Below are 24,579 nucleotides of genomic sequence, written 5' to 3'. Positions count from 1 at the left end.
AAGTATTTATCATATTAATCTGCTATCATAAATTCCGAATAATGTAAGCCCTATACGTAAATTAACCTTATTTTAATTAACTAGGCCATTTACTGATTTAACTGAGTTACTCCTTATAAACCAATACCCCGATTACTGCATGGACTCAATAAATAAAAGCCGGAGAAAAACATGTACAATAATATTTTGGTTCCTATTGATATAACAGAAAAAAGCTTAGCACAATTAGTTATGGCTCATATTCAATACTTTGCTAAATATGAAAAAGCACATATTCATTTTCTAACGGTTATTCCTACTGTTCCTTTCTATACCACAATGGGGTTTGGTTTTGCTGAAAAAGCGGATAGTGAACATGAAAATGTCACGAAGCAGCTGGCTGAGATAATTAAAGAATTTAATATTCCTAGTAATAAGTACAGTACACAAGTTTTAATGGGAACACCAAGGGATGAGATTTTACGTGTTGCTGAAGAAATTTCAGCAGATTTAATCGTTATTGGCTCAAAGCGCCCTGGCATGTCCACATATTTTTTAGGCTCAACCGCATCGATGGTTATTCAGAATTCAAAAATTTCTGTTTTGACTGTTCGATAACCTCTATCAACTATAATAATCTAGGTAGCCAATTGTTCGGTTACCTTTTTTTTCGTGTTAATCTTAAATACAAGTATTAATCACGAGACTAAACTATATATTGATATTACAGATTTATTTTTCGCTCAAGGAATGTAATGAAAAAATACTTACTTTGGATCAGTATTAGCATCAATATTATTCTAGCCATTGCTTTAGTTATAGCTATTACTTTGTTTTTTAACATGAAAAATCAGGTAATGACTATAGTTGAGCAAGTAAAGTCTGGGAAGTATATCGAACAAGTACAGTTGCAAACGAAGCAGCTTATTCCAAACGCACTTAATGAACTAAAAGCCTTAGAAACTGATGGTGACTCATGTGAGCAATTTTATCAAAGAGTCGATGAGGTTATTGAATACTTAAATAATAATCCTGAGATTATTGGAGCACAAACCTACACAGATCAATTGTCTTCTGTAAAAATGGCCATTGATAAAACTCCGACAGTTTTAAAAGACAAAGCCTGCAAGAAAGGGGTTTCAAGTATTAATTACATCATTAATGCACTACAACCGGATGAGCCATAATTGGCTCATTTATTAATAATATTTGAATGTTCAACATCCAACCAGCAGATAAACTGGACTAAATGTTCCAAGAATTGCTCATCAACAAAAGGCTGTAAACTTTGACATAAAAAATAATTTATTTCATTTTGTCGTTCTGGATAACGTTGAACGAATTTCTGTGTATATTCAGATAATGTTTCTGGCCAGTCATTATCATTTTTCCAACGTAAAATATCAGTCGAACGAATAAGCTTTCTCGATGCCGCCCGATATAATAACTTTAACTCAGCGTCATCATTACAATGATTGATTTGGTCGACATAAGCATTAAGCACATCAACAAAATCACCATTAACGGCTTCGGCTATTGCTCGTGAAGGGGTAAATTGGCTAAAACATGTTGCTAAATCATCCCCATAAATGCAACGGCAGTGATGCTTAATCCAATACCCCCAACTATATAAATTAGCCTCACTCATCACATCCGTAATAATACCAATATCAAAATCAATTTTGCTGACTTCGGCGTGATTAATCGTTAATTGAATTTGTAATTCATTAAGTTTGGTAGCCTCTAATTGAGTAAGACCATCACACAGTATAATACACAGGTCTAAATCTGATTGTTGTGGCTTTGCACAGCCTTTTGCCACACTGCCATACACATAAACGCTATGGAGTTTTTCTTTTAATATGCACCTAAGCCAATTAATAGATTCAGTTATAATTAACTTAAATTCCGATTGAAACGGTTTCTCTTCAAGAACAGGAATATACTCATAATCGTTTAACTTCATAACCTGCTAACTCTCAAGGATAAGTGTTTCAGTTTGTACTAACCATTCATAATAGCCAATAACCTCTCGACCATTTAACCAACGAGATAGCATATCTAATATTAACATTACACTGACTTCTTGCTTTTCTTTCTGTGAATGGTTGTTTGGTAAATAGTGAATTCTTTGCGCATAACACTTATCAGGTGTTGATAATACAACGTTTAAATATTGCTCATGATATTCACCAACGACTAAAGCAATAGATAACGGATGATTAGCCGCTATTTTTTGAGCTCTTTGCACAAGGGTTTCTAATGTTTGTCCCGCATCAAGAGACAGGATTTGGCTGGAAGACATGACTATTCCTGCAGAATTTAATGTCCAACTTAACAACCCTGCACTAAATTGTTCACTGACGACTACATGTAATTTCTTTTCTTTTAGGGATTTTCCAATTTTTTGAGCTAAACCTTCAGTACCTTCAAATATCAAATTATCCCCTACTCCTTGCTTCACGAGTTGCCAATCCCTCTCCATCAACTCTTTTTGTGACGCAGGGCCTGTTAATTTTAATTCAATAATAGGCATTGAAGAACGGTAACCTAAAACACAATTTTCAGGTAAAGGTAAGCTATCAAATTGCTTCGCAAGGCTACTTTCGCTGCGGCCAAAACTCGTTAGGCGTAAACAAATTGGCGGCTCTGGCAAAGTAAAACGTGCACGTAACCTTGGCAAAATTTGCTCATTTACCATGACTTTGAACTCAGAAGGTACCCCAGGAGTAAAAAAAATCAGACAATCATTCAAAACTAAGGAAAAGCCACAAGCCGTCCCTACAGGGTTGTCAATTAATTCAGCATTGGCAGGAAGTAGCGCTTGTTTGCGATTTGTTTCAGGCATAACTCGCCCTCTAGCAATAAAATAACGCTCCATAACTTCAATCCACTGCGAATGCTCAACTAATGGAACTCCCGCAGCTTTAGCCGCAGCCAAAGCACTTAAATCATCACTCGTTGGCCCTAACCCTCCATTCACAATCAGAACATCTGCAGATAAACTACGTTCAAGAAAAGTAGCTACTAAACTTTCTAAATTATCGCCAACAGTGGTTCGGCTACTCAAAGGGAGACCTTGCTGAAAAAAACAGTCTGCTAACCAAGCTGCATTTGTATCAACTATTTGTCCGTGCAAAACTTCATCACCAGTACTCAACATTTCAACAACTAACATTCATGACTCCCTGAATATACAAATCGTATTAACTTACTAAACTACCTTATTATCAAGATGACTAACATCAATATTTGTTCAACTCCAACATCCTAAAAATCGCTCATAATTCATTAAAGCAAATAGTTTAGGATAATTCTCACAATATATAGTCATAAAAAGGCTATAGTTTTATATGCAATTGAATACATTATTTTTTTACAGCAATAATAGGGGCTACATGTTCAAGCTAAAACCAATTAAATCTGTTGCATTACTTTCTTTAATTTTATTAGTTTCTGGATGCCAACTTGGAGGCTCTACAAATTCCAATTCAAACTCAGATTCAAAATTTGGAGAATTAAGTGAGTTAAAAACGATGGAGTTTCCTTCCACAGAGGCACCGAAAGGCCTTGCTGAAGGGGCATTTGAAACTGAGTATGACAATGGTCAGCCAAAATTCAAAGCATGGGTATCTAAAGGATGCTTGGATAAATACATCAAAACCTATTATGAAAATGGCAAACCAGAATCCCTAATTCAACTAAAAAACTGCAAGATAGATGGGACTGTCCGTAACTATCATGAAAATGGCCGTATTGATGTCGAATTAACCGCGCTACAAGGCAAATTATCAGGACCATTTAAAATTTACCACAATACTCCAAGTAATAAGCCAAATATTACTGGTACTTTTAAAAATGGAGATCTCGTTGGCACACTCACCGAATTTGATGAAAATGGAACTGTTATTTCTAAAGCAGTGATCCGCGATGGCGAAATTATCGTATTACAATAATTCAGCTAACAAGACAAAATAAAATATGTGATTTATAAAGATAGCTAAAAATAGAAACCCGCAAATAGCGGGTTTCTAAGAAATATTACATAATGACCAATATGATTAAATCAGCTCTTTCACTTCAAAATTTACTTCACCGCTGAGATCTGCATCATAATTGACACCATTTAAGCCGAAGCCAAACAAACGGAGAAACTCAGCTTTATAGCCTTGATAATCCGTTAGCTCATTGATGTTATTATCATTCAGCTGCTGCCAAATTTCACGGCATGTATTTTGTACGTCATCACGTAATTCCCAATCATCTAAGCGTAGACGATGTTTTTCATCAGTATCTGGCACTGAGTCATTGAATAATTTAGTAGCAAATAAGCGCTGAATTTGTTCAATACAACCTTCATGGATCCCTTTCTCTTTCATAATTTTAAAGACAATAGAGATATATAAAGGCATGACAGGAATTGCAGAAGAGGCTTGAGTTACAACAGATTTTAGTACTGCGACATAAGCGGCTCCACCCTTAGCTTGCAATTTTTGGTTGATTGCATAAGCCGCACGGTCCAAATCTTCTTTCGCTTTGCCTAATGTACCATGCCAGTAAATTGGCCATGTTAAGTCCGTACCAATATAAGAATAAGCCACGGATTGTGCATTATCGGCTAAAACGCCTGCTTCATCTAATGCGTCCATCCACAGTTCCCAGTCTTGGCCGCCCATGACTTTTACTGTGTCTGCGATTTCTTGTTCATTTGCAGGTTCAACAACCGCTTCAATCAGTACATCTTTGTTGGTATCTAACGCAACAGATTTATACGGCTCGCCAATAGGTTTCAATGCTGAGCGTACAATTTCGCCCGTTTCAGGCATTTTACGCACTGGAGAGGCCAGTGAATAAACAACTAAATCAATTTGGCCTAAATCTTGTTTAATTAAATCAATGACAGTTTGACGGCATTCATCAGAGAAAGCATCACCATTAATACTTTTCGCATACAGGCCTTCTTCTTTTGCTGCTTTGTCAAAACCTGCAGAATTGTACCAACCCGCAGAGCCTGTTTTACCTTCACTGCCTGGCTTTTCAAAAAATACGCCGATGGTAGCCGCACCACTGCCAAATGCAGCATTGATACGAGAGGCAAGACCGTAACCGGTGGATGCACCAATAACTAAAACTTTCTTAGGGCCATTTTTCAGTTCGCCACGTGATTTCACGTAGGCAATTTGCTCACGCACATTGGCTTCACATCCTGCTGGATGAGCTGTAGTGCAGATAAAACCACGAATTTTAGGTTTGATAATCATAGTAATTTTTTCTTGGTAGCTAACAATCAGGCTCTAATATACCTGATATTATCCATTTACTTAAGACAGAGTGACAATAAATAAGGAGAACAGACCAGTTTACTGATGACTTTCCCATTAATTGTTCATTTAAAACCAGTAGAACTTTAATAGCACGTCGTAACGGATCTAATTCCCGCGCTATTGTACCTGTCCAACATCGACGCGTATTTCCGCCTACTCGACAGCCATTGAAGAGTGCATCTAGAGACAAAACCATAGATGAAAACGCATTGCCAAACGAAAGAACAAATAGCATTAACGAGTATGAAATAGCTTAATAGCTGCTTATTGTGGCATAGTTGGTATTAAATTATGGATAACCATCACTGAGTAAACAATGTCTTTTTTATCGTGGATTTTACGAAAATGGGCATTACTAACAATACCGACCATAATCTGCATGCCACTTTTTTCATAAACCCGCTTAAATGGCGTTGTTTCGTCATCCGATATTTTATCTAAGAAATAAACATCCCGTTTATAGCGTTCAATGGTTTGCATTGGTAAACCATAAACTTCAAACATTTTCTGGTTAATTGCATCATACTCAGCCAAAATGGCTGATTGGTCTCGACTATCTTTTCCTTGGGAAGAAACTAGCATTAACGTATTATTCTCCCGAGAAAACATCAATAAAAACAGCTTATTTGCTATTTGAGGGGAGTCTGTTGATGAACATAATGCACCTCCTTCTTGAAACTCAGTACATTGCAATCCTTTTAAATGCAGTTTTCGTATCTGCTCGGGGGTTTGCCCCCACTTAAAACCATAAGGGGCATCTAGTTTTTTCGTTGTACAACCAGAAACGAGTACGAGTATTAACGTAAACAAAATTCCTTTTATCATCACTTCTCAAATTCCAATTAAGTCATCTAATTTGATACTATCAAAAACGAATAATTAATCAAAAAATTAACTTTTCTATAAGCACATTAAATGACTCGATTGATTTCTGCATAATTAAATCTGCCTTACTCTTTCTTATTTTCCTGCTGCTTAACCTCTGCCATGGCAATTTCCTTCAACCAGTCGGCTAATAAAGGTTTTGTTTTCACTGTATCTAATAATGCTCGTTCGTGTTTGGTTAATCGTACAACTACAACTTCAGTTTTCATGTTAGACATAGCTCGTTCCTCTTCAAGGATCAGAATAGTGACATAAAATACTAACGGAACGGTCTGACTTACGGTTTTTTACACGAATAGCGAGTTAATTGACACAATGAAACAACAGCTTCATTTTTTAATAAACCATTGAATATAAATAGGAAACATTACAAAGAATCGATATTAATTGAGCTGGTATAAAATACTTGAAAGGAAGTAAATACAAAAAAACCACCTAGAGGTGGTTAATTGCTAATTTCAAACCATAACTGATTTAAATTTAGATGGTGCCCAGGGCGGGACTTGAACCCGCACAGCCTAAAGGCCGAGGGATTTTAAATCCCTTGTGTCTACCGATTTCACCACCTGGGCTAAATTTTCGTTCTCAAAAACTTGGATAAATTATTAACTTACCCGGCTAACCCATATATTTGATATATTGTAGTCAGCTAAACTTAAAATAAAACACTTAATCGTGTTTAGATTACTTTAAGATGGTGCCCAGGGCGGGACTTGAACCCGCACAGCATAAAGGCCGAGGGATTTTAAATCCCTTGTGTCTACCGATTTCACCACCTGGGCTAAATTTTGGAGGCGCGTCCCGGAGTCGAACCGAGCTACACGGATTTGCAATCCGGTGCATAACCGCTTTGCTAACGCGCCTTATCCGAATTTCTTTCGAAATTTGGAGCGGGAAACGAGACTCGAACTCGCGACCCCGACCTTGGCAAGGTCGTGCTCTACCAACTGAGCTATTCCCGCATAAAGCTTCACTTTTCAGCTTATGCTTTTCAAACTGGCTGATTTACTTATTTATTTTCGTAAACCATGTTGCCGTTCGATGCGTTGCATTCTACTGATTTCACCTATCGAGTCAATACAATTATTTAAATAATTGGATCGTTCGCTGTTTTTTCAATCATTTCGATCACGCTTCGCTCAAATCGGCCCATGCAGCCTTTAAATATTGGAACATTGACCAAAATGTTAAGATAGCCGCAACATACATTAGTGCAATTGAAAGATTTTCAATTAATGGCGTTGGACGCCACAATAGACCGACTAATGACATCATCTGAGCAGTTGTTTTAAATTTACCAATCCAAGAAACGGCCACACTGCTGCGTTTACCAATCTCTGCCATCCATTCACGTAAAGACGAAATAATGATTTCACGTGCAATCATCGTTGCTGCAGGCAAAGTTACATACCAAACATCATAACTTTCTGTAACTAATACTAATGCCGTTGCAACCATAACTTTATCGGCAACAGGATCTAAAAAAGCACCAAACTTTGTAGTTTGCTTCCACAACCTTGCTAAAAAACCATCAAACCAATCAGTTACCGCTGCAATAACAAAAATAAGCGCACATGCAAACGGCCCCCAAGCGACAGGGAGATAAAAGGCTAATACAAAAAACGGTATTAGGATGACGCGAAATAATGTCAACCACGTTGGTATGTTTAATTTCATCACGCTCACTAACTTTTTGACCAAGTTGGATATTATGAATATGTTGCCCTAAGACACTCACTGTTTCAATGCATTATAAATCTTTTCTGCAAGGGCGTATGAGATCGAGGGCACTTTTGCGATTTCTTCTATACTTGCATTACGTAAAGGTTGTAACCCACCCATATATTTTAGCAACATCTGCCGACGTTTTGGCCCAACTCCCTCGATTGACTCTAATGCACTCGTACTTTTGACTTTTGCTCTTCGTTGCCGGTGCCCCGTAATCGCATGATTATGTGACTCATCTCGGATATGTTGGATAACATGCAAAGCGGGAGAATCAGGTGGTAGTGAAAAACCTTCGCCCTCAGGCTTTAAAAATAACGTTTCAAGCCCTGCTTTGCGGTCACTACCTTTAGCAACACCAATTAACAATGGGTGTTTTTTATCCCAATCAACCTCAAGTGAATTAAATACATCCTTTGCCTGCCCTAGTTGCCCTTTACCGCCATCGATAAAGATAATGTCAGGAACTTTGCTTTCATCAATGTGTTTACCATATCGGCGCGTTAAAACTTGGTGCATTGCTGCGTAATCATCACCAGGAGTGATACCAGTAATGTTATAACGACGATATTCAGATTTCACTGGACCCGATTTATCAAACACAACACAAGAAGCGACGGTTTGCTCCCCCATCGTATGCGAGATATCAAAACACTCCATACGGTTGATATTTTCTAAATTAACCACTTTTGCAAGCGCTTCCATGCGCTGTTGCACCGTCGAGTGTTGTGCAAGTTTAGTTGAAAGTGCAATCGATGCATTCGTTCTCGCTAGTTTTAAGTAACGAGCTCTCACACCACGAGGCTGACTTTGAATATTAATTTTGCGCCCAGCGACCTCTGAAAGAGACTCCGCTAATAATTCTTTTTCTGTTAATGCAAAATCTAATAATATTTCGCCAGGTAACGTTCTATTTTCACTACCTTGCAAATAAAACTGACCTAAAAAGGTTTGAACCACTTCCTCAAGCTGTGTATCTGTTGGAATTTTGGGGAAATAGCTGCGACTTCCAAGCACTTTCCCTTGGCGAATAAAAAGTACATGCACACAAGCAAGGCCAGATTCAAAAGAAACACCAATAACGTCCAGATCATCGCTGTCACCCGATACATATTGCTCCTCAGTGACTGCCCTGACTGCTTGAATTTGATCTCTAAAACGCGCTGCATCTTCAAAACGTAGCTCTAAACTTGCCTTTTCCATACGGTCAACTAAGCCAGCCAAAACTTGTTTATCTTTTCCGGTCAAAAATAAACGGACATATTCAACTTGTTGGTTATAGTCTTCATCGGAAACTAAACCTTTGACACAGGGGCCTAGGCAACGGCCAATTTGATATTGTAAACAAGGCCTTGAGCGATTTCGATACATGCTATCTTCACATTGACGTATTGGAAACAACTTCTGCATTAATGCCAATGTTTCCCTTACTGCATAAGAGCTTGGGAAAGGGCCAAAGTACTCACCTTTAGCATGTTTCGCCCCTCGGTGCATCGAAATTCTAGGGTGAGCTTCGCTGCTTAAAAATAGATAAGGATATGATTTATCGTCGCGTAACAATACGTTATAACGTGGTTGGTACAACTTAATATAGTTGTGTTCAAGTAATAGTGCTTCTGTTTCAGTATGAGTCACCGTCACATCAATAGAAGCAATTTGCTTAACCAGCTGCTCTGTTTTACGGCTCCCCACATTTTCACGAAAATAACTTGATAAGCGCTTTTTAAGATCCTTTGCTTTTCCTACATAAATAACCGTTTCCCCAGCGTCATACATTCGGTATACACCAGGTTGATTAGTCACTGTTTTTAAAAAAGCCTTTGGCTCGAACTGTTCTGACACTCGAATAAACCCTGTTTTGCTGTAATTAAACCATAACTGATGGCTATATGAGTTAATTCTACATCACTACAGATATTAAGTTTACTAAACATTCGATATCGATAGGTATTGACTGTTTTAGGGCTCAAGGAAAGTGACTCTGCCACCTGCTTGATAGGCATTCCCTGAGTGATCATCAACATGATTTCTAATTCACGCCCTGATAATAAATCATATAAATCTTGTTGATTACTATAGACTAACCGCTGAAGAGCAAGATCTTGGGCAATATCTGGAGATATAATCCGTCGTTTAACACTCACAACTTGGATAGCTTCAATGATATCCTCTTCTGTCACATTGATACTTAGTAAACCGAAAATACCGATATCTAACGCTTTTAAAAAAAACGAAGGATTATTTCTGACATTGTAAATAATGATCCCGACATCCGGCTGAGTTCGACGGAGTGTTTGTATGGTTTTTAGTGAGTCATAGCGGAAACTATCACTGCTGATTAAAATCATATTTGCTTTTTGGCATCTATTCCATGTAACCACATGTTCCACTGATGGAAAAGAAGCAACAACTTTATAGCGTATATGACGTGAAAAAAACGCTTCGAAACCACGAATTGCAATATTATTATCGTCAATTATTATTATATTAATCAATTAATTCCCCTATTGGACTTTAAAATTAATTGTAAAAATAATAAATGAATAAATAAAAAAATTATATACACTTTTTTATTTATCTTTGTTTTATTAAAAATAATATTAAATTATAATTTAAAGGAATGATTCATAGTGATTAATAATTAAAGACCACCTTATTGAGTGGTCTTAATATTAAAAATAAAATGATACGCTATTTTTTTCCAACTAAACGACAGATGGTTTCTGATACTAAATAGCTTTTCTCAAAAGAACGGACAGGTAGAAACTCAAAGCATGAGTGGAAATTAAGTGCTCCCGTAAAATAATTGGGAGTTAAAATGCCTCTTGCCGATAAAGCAGAACCATCAGTACCACCACGCATCGGAATTACCTTAGGCTCAACCTCTTGGATTTTCAGTGCTTCAAAAATTAAATCGATCGCTGTACGGTCATCTCCCAATGAGTCACTAATATTGCTATACACATCAACAATATTACACTCAATTTTTGCACGCGGATGACGAGCTTTTATTAAATCAATCGCTTGTTCTATAAAACGTTTCCGTGCCGCAAAGCTATGGCGGTCAAAATCACGGATCGCCATTTTAATTTTAGCATTATCTGGGTTTGCGATTAAATCTGTGACATAAAAATAGCCTTCGCGATGCTCTGTGTGTTCTGGGGTATCAAAGCGGTCAAAACAACCAATAAAATCATGTGCAACACGAATAGGATTCAACAATACATTCTTAGCTGACATGGGATGTGCGGTAATACCTTTAATTGAAACCTCGATAGAAGCGGCATTAAACGTTTCATACACAACCTCACCAAGTGCGCAACAATCAATGGTATAAGCAAAATCAACGTTAAAGCGGGATAAATCCATAATTTTAGAGCCACGCAGGCCAATTTCTTCATCCGGTACAAACGCAACGTAGATATCGCCACAATCAAAATCAGCATGCTGCAGCTTATTCATTAATTCCATAACAACCGTTACAGCGGCTTTATTATCGGCACCCAGAACGCTGGTTCCATCACTAAAAATAATATCTTCACCAACATAAGGAGCTGCTTCTGGATGCTCTGCTACCTTAAACCAAATATTTTCTTTTTCATTTAAACATAAGTCATGACCTTCATACTTCAAAGTTTGAGGCTTAATGATGGGAGATAAACCAACATCGACCGTATCTAAATGAGTTACAAAACCTATTTTTGGTGCTGAAGGTTTATTTCCTGGGCGCATTGCATATAAGATGGCATGGTCATCAATATAAACATCTTTGAGACCATAACTTTCAAGCTCTTGCGCTAATAATTTTGCTAGTTCACGTTGCCCCTCTGTACTTGGAACAATCGTGCTTGCTGCGTCACTTTGGCTTTCAATAGCGAGGTAGCGGTAAAAACGCTGCTCTAATTGTTTACCTAATTCGTTCATTTTATATTCCTTGCATTAACTATACTTACCCTATCTATTTATTTAATAGACAGGGTATTGGCTCTACCTATTGTGCAGGATGCCACGTGTAACCGCTATCGAAACCAATTGGGATATCAAAAGCCCAGAACAAATATAATGTTGAAGTCAAAATAATTAATAACCCAACAGTGAATGGGATCATCATTGAGCACAATGTTCCTATTCCTGCATTTTTATAATATTTTTGACAATACATCAGAATTAACGGATAAAACGGAAACATCGGTGTGCTCACGTTCATCGCAGAGTCACTGACACGAAATGCTGCTTGTGTTAATTCAGGTGAAATTCCCACAGCCATTAGCATAGGTACCAATACTGGCGCCATAATTGCCCATTTAGACGTCGCTGAAGTAATCATAATATTTAAAATAGCGGTTAATAGAATTACTCCAAAAACAGTCATTCCAGATGGCATATCGAGTGTACGTAATAACTCAGCCCCTGAAAGCGCCAATAATGTGCCTAAATTAGAATGTTGAAATGAATATAAAAATTGGGCAGCAAAAAAAGCGAAAACAATAAATGGGATAAGTGATTTAGTAATATTCTCCATTGCTTTAACAACATCTTTTGTTGATGTAAAAGATCTCGTCATGTAGCCATAAACAATGCCTGGCAAAGCAAAGAAAATAAACAGTAAAGGCACAACAATTTGCATAATAGGTGCTTTCGGGCTAGTTAAGCTACCGTCAGGCCCACGTAATGGTGAATTTTCTGGCCATAACAATGCAAATAACCCGATACCTAAAGCAATTAGCACTAAACCTGCAATTCGAAAAGCACGATTTTCAGCAACAGTAATTTTACCTAAATCTTTTTCAGAATCAGTGTCAACTTCATTTAAACTGATCGGGCAGTTTTTATTCAGCCATGGCTCAACAATTTTTTCAGTGATAAACCAGCAAGTAAAAATAACACCAAATGTTCCGCCCAAACTAAAGAAATAGTTACATAGAACATTCACGCTATAACCTGGCGCTAGCATTTGCGCAGCATCTTGCGTAAAACTTTGCATTATTGGGTCAATAATTGATGGTGTATAGCTTGCAGTAAATCCACCTGCTAAACCTGCAAATGCAGCAGCAATCCCAGCTAACGGGTGACGACCACTCGCATAAAACATCATCGCTGCAACTGGCATTAAAATGACATAGGCAGAATCCGAAGCAATATGAGAAACAATCCCGACAAATACTACTGTAGGCGTTAGCATTCTAGGTGAAATAAACGACAGCATTTTTTTCAATGCAGTATTAATAAAACCACTACTTTCCGCAATACCAATACCTAACGTTGCCACTATCGTTATACCAAGAGGAGGGAAGTTAATAAAATTTTTAACTGCCGCAGTAATAAATAATATTATTTCCTCATACTGAAACATATTAACTATAGCGATTTTATCTTTTGAAATAGGATGGTAATAACTAAAATCTACGAAAGAAAGCAGATAAGATAAAAACCAACATATAATCAGGGCATAAACAAACAGCATAGTCACATCAGGCATAACATTACCAATGCGCTCAACACGGTTTAAAAACCCTTTCTTCTTGGGGAGTGTTTTTGTTGTCATATTTACAAGCTACTTATGTTATTAGAATAGAAACTTTATAACAGTAAATAACCTATATATAAAAGTAAAATACTTTTGTGATTAGTTTTAACAGGATAAACCAGTTTCAAAATAAAATATTAGAAATTTTTATATTAATTTTAATTACCAAACATCACATATCTTAAATTTTATTAATTTATAGATTTAGATGCAGAATATATAGCTTAAGTATTTGCCTTCGATGTCACACATACAAAAAAAGGAATAATAATTACACCTTTTTTTGCATGCCAGTAAATTATACTAATGTATGCTATTCACGCTTTAATTTTTCAGTGTTTGCAATATAAAGTGCAACAACAAGTACTAAAATTGCTCCTGCATGCAAAAGCGTTGTCATTGGGTCACTATGGTCAACAATAATTAAACGAATTATTGCCGTTATACCTATATATATAAAGTACCTTAATGGGAAGTGATACCCTGACATAAAATACTTTATAATCAAGGCAATAAACTCAAAATACAGAAAATAAATGACAATGCCTTCTAATAATTCATAGGCCGTTGCCCCTTTTGAGCTACCAAACATTAATGAGGCCATTGTTACCGTTTCTTTAGCTAAAAAGAATACAAGTACAGCAGCGAGTGAGATCAAGCCAATATTTAGTATCCATTGTAGTACCCACGCAATATTACTCGCATGACGCATTCCTTTCATACTATTCATTTGTTATCCCTCTGAACAACGTTTAAACCTAGTTATTTTCTTAATTGTAAAACAAATTTAAATCACTCGCATGACAAACAAGAAATTAATTTAACGAATAGTATCAAAAAATACAGTCTGAACAGCTACCGTTAAACCCCTTATGGCTTACTATTAACGTAATAATTAGAAATTTTAATCCGATGACGGTGACATCATTTCCATAATGTCTTTCTCTGTCAACATGGGCGTTTTTTCTACAAAATTATAATATTGGGGCTTACTATCTATGTAAATCTGCATACTCATTTGCGCATCTTTACTCTCTTTAAATAAGGTTGTTGATACATAGTATGTTGACGGTGAAAGTAAATGGTAAAAAAGGTGTGAACCACAATTCTTACAGAATGCACGCTCTCCCCATTCGGATGATGCAAAGATCGTCACAGCTTCTTGCCCCTCTACTATTAAATCGTTACCACAATCAACACTAAAACCTGGGCCACCATTCCATTTTTGACACATTCCGCAATGGCATACACTGACATGGCTAATATCTTTTGCTGTTGTGATTTTTACAGAACCACATAAACATTGGCCTTGATGCATAGAATTTCCTTTATTTAGATAGCTGATTTATTACTCAATATGAATATAACCACAGTAAAAATTTAGTTATTACTTACTTTGTATCTATTCTAAATTGCCGACCAGTAAAACGTTTATCATTAATAATATTACGCAGTTGAGAACTATCAAGCTCTTTTGTTTCTCGTTCAAACTCTATGTCTGCTTCACTTTGGTTTGTATTTTGTAACACATACTCATACGTCACTTGATTATGTGCTATAAATTCTGTTAATACGGTATTATTTGCAGCTTGAGCTACTATTGAAGAACCGGTCAAAATAACAATCACAATAAATATACGAGCCAGTAATGTTCTTTCCATCATTATCTCCTATTTCGTTATGATTGTTTTAGCGCAAATCCTTGTCAGAAAAAACAGACTAAAGGTAAGTGTGCTCATGCTTGAGTAAAGAGATGTCAGAATTGTCAAAGACGTAAATTGGAACCAAATAGGGTACTATTCCCTATTTGGCTAATAAAAATATCTAGTTATAACTCTTCATGATTAGCTTTATCTGAAGAATTAACTTCTCTTAATAAATACCAGCAAAAATAGATCAATACTAAGATACCAATAAATAACAGTATCCATAAAGTAATTGTCAACCAGTTAAAATTATCATCAGCCTCTTCTGCTGAAGTTAATCTATCTACCCCTCCCAACTCAATGATTGTGTTATCAAGAAATAACTGGGGGTAATTCGTCATTAATTCATCAATACTATCTGGTTTTCCTACAAGCTGACTTGTGGTTAATTTATCAAAGCTTGCTTGTTTATTTCCCCAAACAAGCAAATACGGCGAGGGACCTTGTAAATTAAAAATAAGATTATAAGCATCTCGTTTTCCCGTTAATCTTGGCGGTTGATCCTCCCAACTGCCTTTGAGCGCAGAAATTTTTACTTTCCCTACCATTTCGCCATAAAGTGCAGTGCTTGGATTACTGACTAAATCACCATCTATTGCTTGATTATAGGCGACAATATTAGTGAGTAATTTCCAGCTTTCACCGCGATCAGATGAATACTCGATTTTTAAGGGGATCACGCGGTTTGGTTGTTGCAACTGTATTTGTAATTCACTTAACGGCAGTGCTCTAGGTAACTGATAGATTATATGATCTTTTGAAACTCCATCGTTCGTCATCTCAAAATGAAATAGTTCTTGACGGTGAGTTGAATTGAATACGCTAGAAGTTGCATCTACTTTTAATAAATCGGGTATAACAATATCTGGAGCACTTACAATTACAGCCATAAGATAAGGTGCATTTAATGCTTTTGAATTACCATTCAATAATTCAATATTATTACTTACAATAGTTTCAGAATTTAATTTTAAATTCATAATTGGCTGGTTCGATGCTACATTTAACCAATTTTCTTTATCATCGCTAGCAAAAATAGATACCTTTGCCTGCCACTCTTTCTCACTTTTAGCCCAGTCTAATGTCAGGCTCTTAACGGGGGCATCTTTAGTTTGGTTTTGATTTCTCGTTAATAAATAAGCCTGATAAGCAACATTATCTTTCACTTGCATACTAGGCAACTCAATTCTATTCACTTTACCTGGGATAGATTCGACTAGTAGATGTTGCCTTTCTCTACGCACATCATCATCGGAATTAACGCTGTCAACTTGGGTCACTAAACGTTGTGGTGTAAAAACCACTTTTTCATTAGAGACGGATTTTTCAGTATCAGAAAATAATACGGAAGGCATTTCATTACCAGTGCCATTAAAAACTCGAACATCTTGCAACGTTTTAGGGTACGCTGAATTAATATACGCATTTGCGGGAAGCTCTAACCAATAAAAAGGGGTCGATGTATCAAGCACATTTATTTCTGAGCCTTGATAAAAACTATAAGGTGTCGTCTCTTCTACTGTCTCTGCATTCATGTAACTAGAAAATAATGATAAAGATAGGACAGCAATAAACTTTCCTAGTCTTGTGTTTTTTATTAAACTCATGGTTGCATCTCCTGTTCGACTTTCCCTTTTGCTTCTTTTGGTGGTAATGGCGAAAAATACCCAACAATTAAAATTAACAATGCAACACCAATAAAGGAAATTGCACGAGAAATACCACCTTGCCCATAAATATCAACTAAGAATAACTTGGCAATAACACATGCAAAAATACCTGCCCCTATAAACCAGCAAATACGGTTTTTCTTGAGAGCGGCAACAATAATGCAGGCTAATGCAGCCAATGCCCAACTGATAGAAAGTACAGTTTGTACTAAGCGCGAATCATAGAGGGTTTCATAATTCCAGCTCAGTGCTGCGAAATCTGCTGTTGCACGAATTAAAATACCGTTAAACCAATAAGCAGAAAGTGCAATAGTGGCCACTAATAAACTACGCAGAACCCAAAAATTAACCGCTGTCACTTTACGTATTTTCTGCGTGAACCCTCTACGTATCAAAACTAGCGCCGCGATACTAAATAACCCAGCTTCATCTAATGGATTGATTAATGGTATATAACTCCAAAACGTCAGTTTGCCATCTTCTAAATTAGCATAGCTAGACAATATAATTAGCCCGACAGCGACAGGAAGCATCGAATACCAATAAATCAGTCCATTTCGTTTCATCGGTGGCATTCTACTTTGTTGTAGCCAATACAGAACAATAATGGTTAGTGTTATGGCCATGATATACATAAAATACCCGACTTCGTGCATTCCCCAAGGTAAAATAGAAACGAACCAATTTACTTGAGTACCAATAAACGCAAGAATTAACCATAAATTAGCGCTATGGAGACATCTTTGCATCCAGGGGGCACGAAGCTTATATGCATGAATAACAAATAAAACAGAGCTGCCCAAAACAACTGGCCATATAAGAGAACCTTCGCCACGTCCCATTGGGTTTTGGTCGTTAACGAAATCTAAACTAAGATAATAATAGCCCGCAATCCACAAGATAGATTGGCACAGTAACAACGGCACCCAATTAATATGGATAGCATATAAACGCCAAAACCAAACAGAAATAACAACCAAGACTAAAATAATAAAGCCTTCAGATTCACGGCTCCACGATAAAATATCGGTAAATAAAGGTAACCAACAAAACCACGTTACCAACCCTATAATTAAGAAACCATAACTAAATAAAGTAAAGTTACTATCTTCTTTACGACGAGTATGGAAAAGCCCACCCGCCATAAAACATGCGACTAATAGCACTGGAACCATATAAGTACTACTGCGACTCCAATATAGATAAGGATAATCACTTAATAAAGTAATTGCACTAATAACTATCAATAAAGAGCCAATCGCCGCCATTTTTTTCTGGTTTTGCTGTAAACCAAACCAAAGGATTAATAGACCTTCTAATGACCAAATAATGGAGGTCCACTCAAATGTTAACGCTAGTGGAATAGCTAACGTGATAAATCCAGCACCAATAATAATATTTGCTAATGCCATATTCTTGCCAGCAGATTTATAGCGTTTATGCACTTGCAAACCAGTAACCAGATATAACAAGCCTATCATCAGAGAAATAAAGGCCGGCAGCAAACCTTCCCCTTGTGAAATAAAGAATTGAAGAGCAATACTGACAAAGGGAGGAACAAACAGAAGCGTATTATCAACAATAAGTTGCTTGCTATGTTCAAAACGTAGTGAAAATAGTTGAGTTAAAGCATTAAATACGACTAAATTAGCAATAATAAAGAGTTGGCAGGATAAATAATAGTCTGGCTGGTAATTATCTACCCCCCATAAAACGGCAACGCCATAAGTCATCACCATACCGACTAAATTTAAAGGGCGCCAAGCCTGCCACACGCTAATAACTAAAATACCGATAGATAGCATCAGGTAATAAGAAAATAAAACAACATGGCTTCCACCACCAGTCGATAGTAATACAGGTGCTAAATACCCGCCTATTGATGCCAAAACCGCTAAGCTAATCGTTCGCTGCAATAATGCCAAAGCAATACTTGCAGCACAAATAAGCAACATAAATGCAAATGCCATTCCATATGGCACCATCGTATATAATTTAAAGGCAGCAAAAATAGTGATATACAAGCAGCCTATTGCTCCCCCTTGTAAAATCAACCCAAATAATGCCTTTTTATTCCGTAACCACCAGCCAACGCCAAGTAAGCCTAAGCACCCTACTGCACTGAAAATTAAACGCATTTGTGGTGAAATAATGTCATTTTGCACGCTATAATTCAGTAAATACGCCACACCTAGGAATAACAACAGAATACCTATTTTCGCAACAGGATTTCCTTTTATTAACCAGCTAAAGAAATGGCTGAATATTGATTTATCATGACTAACCGCATTTTGATTATTTTGATTTGTTTTACGCTCATTATGATTAAACCGATTTGGGTCTATTTGCGGTGCTGCCGAGTTATCAAACCTATTTGGGTTAATGTTTTCATTAATTGGAGAGCGTTCGAGAGGATCTTCATAAACAGTTTGTTCCGTAATGGGAACCGAGCTCGCATTACTAGATAAAGCATGATCAGATAAAGCATGTTCTTTTTCAGCCTGCTGATAAGTAGCATGGCTCATTGAGAAGACATCTTGTTTTTCATCGAAGCTTGGTTGGGGAGCCGTTACATCATCAACAGATACACTTTGTGAGGGTTTAGAGTTAGAAAGGAGAGCTTCTAATGAGGAAACCTTCTGATTTAATAGCGAAATTTGATACTGCAACCGACCAGTTCGATTGATGGCAATGATAGCAAGTATCGGAGCTAGCACTAGCAGAAAAACTAATACGAGTCCTACTAGTATCCAAGTATCCACAAATAGGTTTCCTCATAATAAAATTCACAATTTAGAATCTGGAAAATAAAGACCACGATTACTGCTAGTGTAGATAGCATTGATCCCCTTGCCAACCAAATGTAATAAACTGTTACAAAATAATTCATTACACTCTACTTTTAGCTATACTCTGAACAAAAAAGAAGCAATACCCTCACCCGTTTTTTATGACTTATTAATACTCTCATTCGTTATTTTAGTAACTAAGAAAACCCTTAATCATCATTTAATGATAGTTTAATTCATGGAAAATAGATAAGTGATTGAGTGTCTATTTTTCGATATTCATTTTCAGATACTTAACTAATTAATAATGAAAATTTTATTAGTACAATTATTTTTATTATGTTATTTATATAATATATTTATTTTAAAATATTTACTCTAATATTTATTATCCTTAAATGACTATAGCCACTTAAAGATAATATTAATTATTTTCTTTATTACACATTGATGAAATGTATAAATTTTTTAATTAGACTGAGATTAATCGCAAGGGAAAGTGTTAACTGTCATTTAACTGAATTTTTATGAAATAAGGCCTACCGCATATTATCGGGAGAATTTTTTAATGCTAACTCACATTATACTTGCTGCTTTAGGGCCCATTGTTCTTGGATTAGCCGTTGGTTGGCTATCGGGTAAATATGGGTTCATCAAACGAGAGTATTCCCAAGCTTTTGCTGACTTTGTTGTTAAAATAGCATTACCGTTTGCACTATTTCTTGCTGCTGCACAAGCACCACCCTCGGTATTACTCAATATTGACTATTTATTAGCATTGGCCGTAGGATTAATTGCAACATACGTGATTGGTTTTATTTTTGGTAAATTTATTTTTCGCCATAATAAAAAAGATGCAGCTATGCAAGCCTTGTCGGTATCTTTTCCTGATATGGCCTACTGTGGGCCACCTGTATTACTTGCAACTGTCGGGTCATCAGGCTTAATAGCAATGGTATTAGGTAACCTTATTTATACCGTTATTATTATTCCATTTACTCTCTTAATGATCAGCGGGTCACAACAAGGAAACAGTATCTTAAAATCTGTTGGTAAAGCCATTGCCCAACCCTTAGTTTTTCTTCCTATTCTAGGGGCAATACTGGCTATTTTGGGCGTTAAATTACCGGAGATATTACAAAATTCAGTCAATGAATTAGGGAAAACAGCAGGCGGAGTCGCCCTATTCTTCCTTGGATTACTCCTTTCTGGGATCAAACTGACAATTAGTAAGGAAATTGTATTTAACGTTTTTATTAAAAACTTTGTTCAAGCAGCCCTAATTTTAGGAACTGGACTCGCTTTAGGTTTACAAGATGATTTACTGAAAGCTGCATTTATTATTGGTGTATTACCCACCGCGACCGCAGTGCCCGCATTGGCCATTAGCAACCAAGCCTATACTGAAACCTCAGCAGGAACCGTGTTATTAAGTACATTAGCTGCCTTAATTTCGATTATTGGCGGTATCACTATCGTCGAGATGCTTTAATTTTCAATTAATGGTAGCCGATGTTTAGGCTACCATTACATTCTGCCGCCAAATTCTCTGTCGATTTAATCACCCATTATTTGCCAGATAGATCACAAAAAACGTATCATAGTGATAAATACTTTTCTTTTATACATCTGGGATACAAACAAAAAATGAAAATTAGTGATGAGTTAGCTTCTGCTATCGCTTCCGTTACCGAGGTCGCTGCAGTTGCTGCCTTCGATTGGGTGGGTAAACAAGATAAAAATGCTGCAGATAAAGCCGCGGTAGAAGCGATGAGAAATCGCCTAAATGAAATTGATTTTCATGGCAAAATTGTCATTGGTGAAGGTGAAATCGACGATGCTCCCATGCTATATATTGGTGAACAAGTTGGTAAACAATCTGGTTCTGTTGGATTAGATATTGCGGTAGATCCTATCGATGGAACTCGCATGGTCGCTTGCAATGAAAAAAATGCCATTGCCGTACTGGCGGCGGCACCAACAGGAACACTACTTCAAGCACCTGATATGTATATGGAAAAACTTGTTGTTGGGGCCGCAGCTAAAGGGGCCGTACACCTTGCCAATCCCCTAGAGAAAAATTTAGAGTTCCTTTCCTCTGCATTGAATAAACCAATCTCAAGTCTTTCAATCGCAGTGCTTGATAAACCTCGCCATCAACATATTATTAAGACTATCCGTAATTTTGGTGCAAATGTGATTACCATTCCTGATGGTGATGTACTCGCCTCATTACTGACTATCCTTCCTGAGCACCCAATTGATATGATGTATGGAACTGGCGGTGCTCCTGAAGGTATTATCAGTGCAGCCATCGCACGCGCTTTAGGTGGTGACATGCAAGCAAGGCTAGTTTCTCGAGATAAAGCTAAAGGAGATAGCGAAGAAAACAAACAACTCGCGGCACAAGAAGTTTTGCGTTGCCAACAAATGGGGTTAGAAATTGGTGAGGTTTTATCTTTAGACCAGATGGTCAGCACTTCTGATGTTATCTTTGCCGCCACAGCCATCACACCAACAATCTTGATGGATGGCGTATCAATAGATGCGTACAGCCGTATTTCGAATACCATTTTGGTTAATGGCCGTGACCGCTCGCTAAAACTGATTAATAACCGCTATTTTAATTAATACGTCTATTACCGTATGTCACATATATCAAAAGGGCTTCTTAGCCCTTTTGATTACTGCAACTTAAGATGAAAATTAACGCTCAAGAGTCATACGATTTAACATCGGAGCGGTTAAAACCATCAAAATTGCAATCACACCAGTCACTAAACCAATCTTCAAGAATACGTCACTATACACAGCCAAAGATTCGACTTTGCTGGTAAGTTCACCTTCTGGTGCCGCCGCCATTGAGGCAACATATCCCGCAATAAATGCAGCTGCTGAGTTGGTTAGGAACCATGCGCCCATAATGAAGCCCATTAAGCGTTGCGGAACTAACTGAGCCACCATCGCAAGCCCAAGGCCAGAGATCATCAGCTCACCAATGCTTTGGAAGCCGTAACAAATAATCAGCCATTCAACGGAAACAATACCGGCTTCATTTGCAAATTTAGCGCCTAGTGGTAAAACTAAGAATGCAGCTGAACATAGCAACATACCAATCGCAAACTTATGTGGCATTGGTAAGTTATCCCCCATTTTATTATAAATCGCGGCTAAAATTGGGCTTCCAATCATAATCCATAATGGGTTCAGAGCTTGATATTGCGCAGGTTCAATAGAAAAACCAAGAACTTCATGTTCTACGTTATGTAATGCAAAGAAGTTTAATGAGGTAGGCATTTGGCTATAAAGAACGAAGAATACTATCGCTTCAAGCATTAGAATCAATGCAACAATCATGCGGCGACGAGCCGTACCTTTTAGTGCTAGTGTTTCTTTGATAAAGATAACTAAAATACCCAAAGAAATAATCGCTAATGCTGCACGTGCGATACCAAGGTTATGCAATAACCATGTAGAAATCGCAATTAATGCAATAACGCCTGCAACTGTAGCAACTAACCTTGAAATAACGACAGGTGCAAAGTCAGGCTTTGAGCCATGTTGAGAAACCCATTTTTTACACATATAGAAGTTAATCAATGTGATAATCAGGCCCACAACACTAAGAGAGAACGCAACATCCCAACCATAATGTTTCGCTAACCATGGCGTTGCAATCATTGAGAAAAATGAACCAATATTCACGGACATATAGTACATGGTAAATGCGCCATCTAACCGTGGGTCATCTTTTTCATAGCAGGTTGATAAGAGTGATGATGGATTCGCTTTAAATAAACCATTACCAACCGCAATAGTCGCCAAGCCAACATAGACCATCGACACATCATGCCCTGAGAAAGCAACAAATGCATACCCTGCAATCAGAGTGATTGTTCCAAGAACAATCACACGTTTTGTGCCAAGGACTTTATCCCCTAACCAGCCACCTACCGCAACAAAGCCATAAACTAACGCTGCGAACGCTGAGAAAAGTGTAATTGATTCTTTTTCTGACATACCCAGCACTTGGCTTAGGTATATTGGAAGGATCCCTTGAAGACCGTAGTAACCAAAACGTTCCCAGAGTTCGATAGAAAAAATAAGATAGAATGAGCGAGGTTGCTTAAACGCGTTAAGACTAACTTCCTCTTTGTTATTTGTTGTGGACACAAGTTACCTCTAGTACAACCTGTACATATGCAAAAAAACCACGGAACGCTCTATACGCTCTCGCATTGTTATGATCTCAAGAATTCAAAGTTGAAAAGATTCACTTTTGGTAGGAGGAGTATCATTCCCTGACCTCAAAATAAACAAAACTGTGTGTAGGCTTGTTTATGGATCTCAAACATAAATTCAATGAGTTAAAGCACATTTGATTATTTATTCAACATTAACTGGTAGATAACCCGCCAAGAACCCAATAATCAATTGAGCCATATACGGTATTTATGCACCAAAATTAAAGAATTAGCTAGTATTAATTACTACATCAATTGAATTTAATCGTGATTAACTTCAATTTTTTACAAAATTACCAAATTATTATCGATTACTAATTAGTCATTTGTTCATTAAATGTTAAGAACATTATTCTGCATTGAAACTATAATGTCGCGATTTATAACCTTATGATTTATTGCTGTAAGTATTATGTGAAACAAAAATCATCCATATCAAACAGACGCTTTTTATTTTACTGGTAGGAAAGACTTTAAAGGAGTGCGGTGAAAGGTACATGCAAACTGGAATTTTGGATAAAAAAAAGCCCAGTATTAAACTGGGCATAATGCATTCTACTCAAGGATCTTTTGCTAAATTCAAACTATCACTACGTAGATGCATTATTACATTACTTCATGTAAAGAAATGAATGATGAGGGTAAATATATGAATGTTTACGCAAGCAAACAGTATATAGATACTACTAAGAGTGGTTATAACGGAAAAAAGTTCATCTTTTTTTAAAGT

At 37.0% G+C, this 24,579-nt stretch carries 21 protein-coding genes and 4 tRNA genes; 5 read left to right on the top strand and 20 right to left on the bottom strand.

Going from position 1 to position 24,579, the window contains the following annotated elements:
• Positions 1–171 precede the first annotated feature (171 nt).
• Together CYG50_RS05945 and CYG50_RS05940 are read left to right on the top strand one after the other, a co-directional pair.
• Positions 172–597: a universal stress protein gene (locus CYG50_RS05945; protein WP_102139263.1), complete on the top strand. Its 426-nt coding sequence runs from the start codon at positions 172–174 to the stop codon at positions 595–597.
• Between the two features lie 137 nt (positions 598–734).
• Positions 735–1,166: a DUF5339 family protein gene (locus CYG50_RS05940; RefSeq protein ID WP_102139264.1), complete on the top strand. Its 432-nt coding sequence runs from the start codon at positions 735–737 to the stop codon at positions 1,164–1,166.
• Between the two features lie 5 nt (positions 1,167–1,171).
• Here CYG50_RS05940 and CYG50_RS05935 read toward each other — a convergent pair whose 3' ends face one another.
• Together CYG50_RS05935 and CYG50_RS05930 are read right to left on the bottom strand one after the other, a co-directional pair.
• Entirely contained in the window at positions 1,172–1,945 is a 774-nt protein-coding gene (locus CYG50_RS05935) for a nucleotidyltransferase domain-containing protein (protein ID WP_102139265.1), read from the bottom strand.
• 6 nt (positions 1,946–1,951) lie between these two features.
• Positions 1,952–3,157, bottom strand: coding sequence for a nicotinamide mononucleotide deamidase-related protein YfaY (locus tag CYG50_RS05930; RefSeq protein WP_102139266.1), 1,206 nt, complete (start codon positions 3,155–3,157; stop codon positions 1,952–1,954).
• Positions 3,158–3,377: 220 nt separating this feature from the next.
• Between CYG50_RS05930 and CYG50_RS05925 the strand changes: the two genes are divergently transcribed.
• The gene (locus CYG50_RS05925) at positions 3,378–3,935 is read left to right on the top strand and encodes a toxin-antitoxin system YwqK family antitoxin (protein WP_102139267.1); all 558 of its coding nucleotides are present in this window, start codon (positions 3,378–3,380) and stop codon (positions 3,933–3,935) included.
• A gap of 105 nt (positions 3,936–4,040) precedes the next feature.
• Here CYG50_RS05925 and fabV read toward each other — a convergent pair whose 3' ends face one another.
• The 17 genes from fabV to CYG50_RS05840 all read right to left on the bottom strand — a co-directional run bounded on the left by fabV (position 4,041) and on the right by CYG50_RS05840 (position 19,578).
• On the bottom strand, positions 4,041–5,240 hold the full coding sequence (fabV, locus tag CYG50_RS05920) for an enoyl-ACP reductase FabV (RefSeq protein WP_102139268.1): 1,200 nt from the start codon (positions 5,238–5,240) through the stop codon (positions 4,041–4,043).
• Positions 5,241–5,567: 327 nt separating this feature from the next.
• Positions 5,568–6,128 carry a hypothetical protein gene (locus tag CYG50_RS05915; RefSeq protein WP_102139269.1) on the bottom strand — a complete coding sequence of 187 codons (561 nt, stop codon included), beginning with the start codon at positions 6,126–6,128 and terminating at the stop codon, positions 5,568–5,570.
• 125 nt (positions 6,129–6,253) lie between these two features.
• Complete coding sequence (locus tag CYG50_RS05910) at positions 6,254–6,406, bottom strand: MbeCy (protein ID WP_102139270.1); 153 nt, start codon at positions 6,404–6,406, stop codon at positions 6,254–6,256.
• 267 nt (positions 6,407–6,673) lie between these two features.
• A tRNA-Leu gene (locus tag CYG50_RS05905) sits at positions 6,674–6,760 on the bottom strand.
• A 123-nt stretch (positions 6,761–6,883) separates the two neighbouring features.
• Positions 6,884–6,970, bottom strand: a tRNA-Leu gene (locus CYG50_RS05900).
• Between the two features lie 7 nt (positions 6,971–6,977).
• Positions 6,978–7,051, bottom strand: a tRNA-Cys gene (locus tag CYG50_RS05895).
• 23 nt (positions 7,052–7,074) lie between these two features.
• Positions 7,075–7,150 (bottom strand) — tRNA-Gly (locus CYG50_RS05890).
• Between the two features lie 166 nt (positions 7,151–7,316).
• Complete coding sequence (pgsA, locus tag CYG50_RS05885; protein ID WP_102139271.1) at positions 7,317–7,865, bottom strand: CDP-diacylglycerol--glycerol-3-phosphate 3-phosphatidyltransferase; 549 nt, start codon at positions 7,863–7,865, stop codon at positions 7,317–7,319.
• Between the two features lie 57 nt (positions 7,866–7,922).
• Entirely contained in the window at positions 7,923–9,755 is a 1,833-nt protein-coding gene (gene uvrC, locus CYG50_RS05880) for an excinuclease ABC subunit UvrC (protein WP_102139272.1), read from the bottom strand.
• On the bottom strand, positions 9,722–10,408 hold the full coding sequence (locus CYG50_RS05875; protein ID WP_102139273.1) for a LuxR C-terminal-related transcriptional regulator: 687 nt from the start codon (positions 10,406–10,408) through the stop codon (positions 9,722–9,724). Before CYG50_RS05875 ends, uvrC begins: the two co-directional genes overlap by 34 nt.
• 196 nt (positions 10,409–10,604) lie before the next feature.
• A complete protein-coding gene (gene pepT / locus CYG50_RS05870; RefSeq protein ID WP_102139274.1) occupies positions 10,605–11,837 on the bottom strand; it encodes a peptidase T in 1,233 nt (410 codons plus the stop codon).
• Between the two features lie 67 nt (positions 11,838–11,904).
• Complete coding sequence (locus CYG50_RS05865; RefSeq protein ID WP_102139275.1) at positions 11,905–13,458, bottom strand: AbgT family transporter; 1,554 nt, start codon at positions 13,456–13,458, stop codon at positions 11,905–11,907.
• A gap of 295 nt (positions 13,459–13,753) precedes the next feature.
• Positions 13,754–14,161 (bottom strand): phosphate-starvation-inducible protein PsiE, encoded by a 408-nt coding sequence (gene psiE / locus CYG50_RS05860; RefSeq protein ID WP_172412229.1) that lies wholly within the window; start codon positions 14,159–14,161, stop codon positions 13,754–13,756.
• A 183-nt stretch (positions 14,162–14,344) separates the two neighbouring features.
• On the bottom strand, positions 14,345–14,758 hold the full coding sequence (locus CYG50_RS05855) for a GFA family protein (protein ID WP_102139276.1): 414 nt from the start codon (positions 14,756–14,758) through the stop codon (positions 14,345–14,347).
• Between the two features lie 73 nt (positions 14,759–14,831).
• A complete protein-coding gene (locus tag CYG50_RS05850; protein ID WP_102139277.1) occupies positions 14,832–15,101 on the bottom strand; it encodes a hypothetical protein in 270 nt (89 codons plus the stop codon).
• A gap of 167 nt (positions 15,102–15,268) precedes the next feature.
• On the bottom strand, positions 15,269–16,753 hold the full coding sequence (locus CYG50_RS05845; RefSeq protein WP_102139278.1) for a DUF3999 family protein: 1,485 nt from the start codon (positions 16,751–16,753) through the stop codon (positions 15,269–15,271).
• Positions 16,750–19,578 carry a DUF2339 domain-containing protein gene (locus CYG50_RS05840; RefSeq protein WP_102139279.1) on the bottom strand — a complete coding sequence of 943 codons (2,829 nt, stop codon included), beginning with the start codon at positions 19,576–19,578 and terminating at the stop codon, positions 16,750–16,752. Before CYG50_RS05840 ends, CYG50_RS05845 begins: the two co-directional genes overlap by 4 nt.
• Before the next feature lie 595 nt (positions 19,579–20,173).
• Between CYG50_RS05840 and CYG50_RS05835 the strand changes: the two genes are divergently transcribed.
• Complete coding sequence (locus CYG50_RS05835) at positions 20,174–21,097, top strand: AEC family transporter (protein WP_102139280.1); 924 nt, start codon at positions 20,174–20,176, stop codon at positions 21,095–21,097.
• A 161-nt stretch (positions 21,098–21,258) separates the two neighbouring features.
• Entirely contained in the window at positions 21,259–22,236 is a 978-nt protein-coding gene (gene glpX / locus CYG50_RS05830; RefSeq protein ID WP_181490166.1) for a class II fructose-bisphosphatase, read from the top strand.
• 75 nt (positions 22,237–22,311) lie between these two features.
• On the opposite strand, the gene dtpA is transcribed toward glpX, so the two are convergent.
• Entirely contained in the window at positions 22,312–23,778 is a 1,467-nt protein-coding gene (gene dtpA, locus CYG50_RS05825) for a dipeptide/tripeptide permease DtpA (RefSeq protein WP_102139282.1), read from the bottom strand.
• Between the last annotated feature and the right edge of the window lie 801 nt (positions 23,779–24,579).

This window comes from Providencia huaxiensis, from assembly GCF_002843235.3.
GTDB lineage: Bacteria > Pseudomonadota > Gammaproteobacteria > Enterobacterales > Enterobacteriaceae > Providencia > Providencia huaxiensis.
This window is presented reverse-complemented; position numbering and strand designations above follow the sequence as displayed.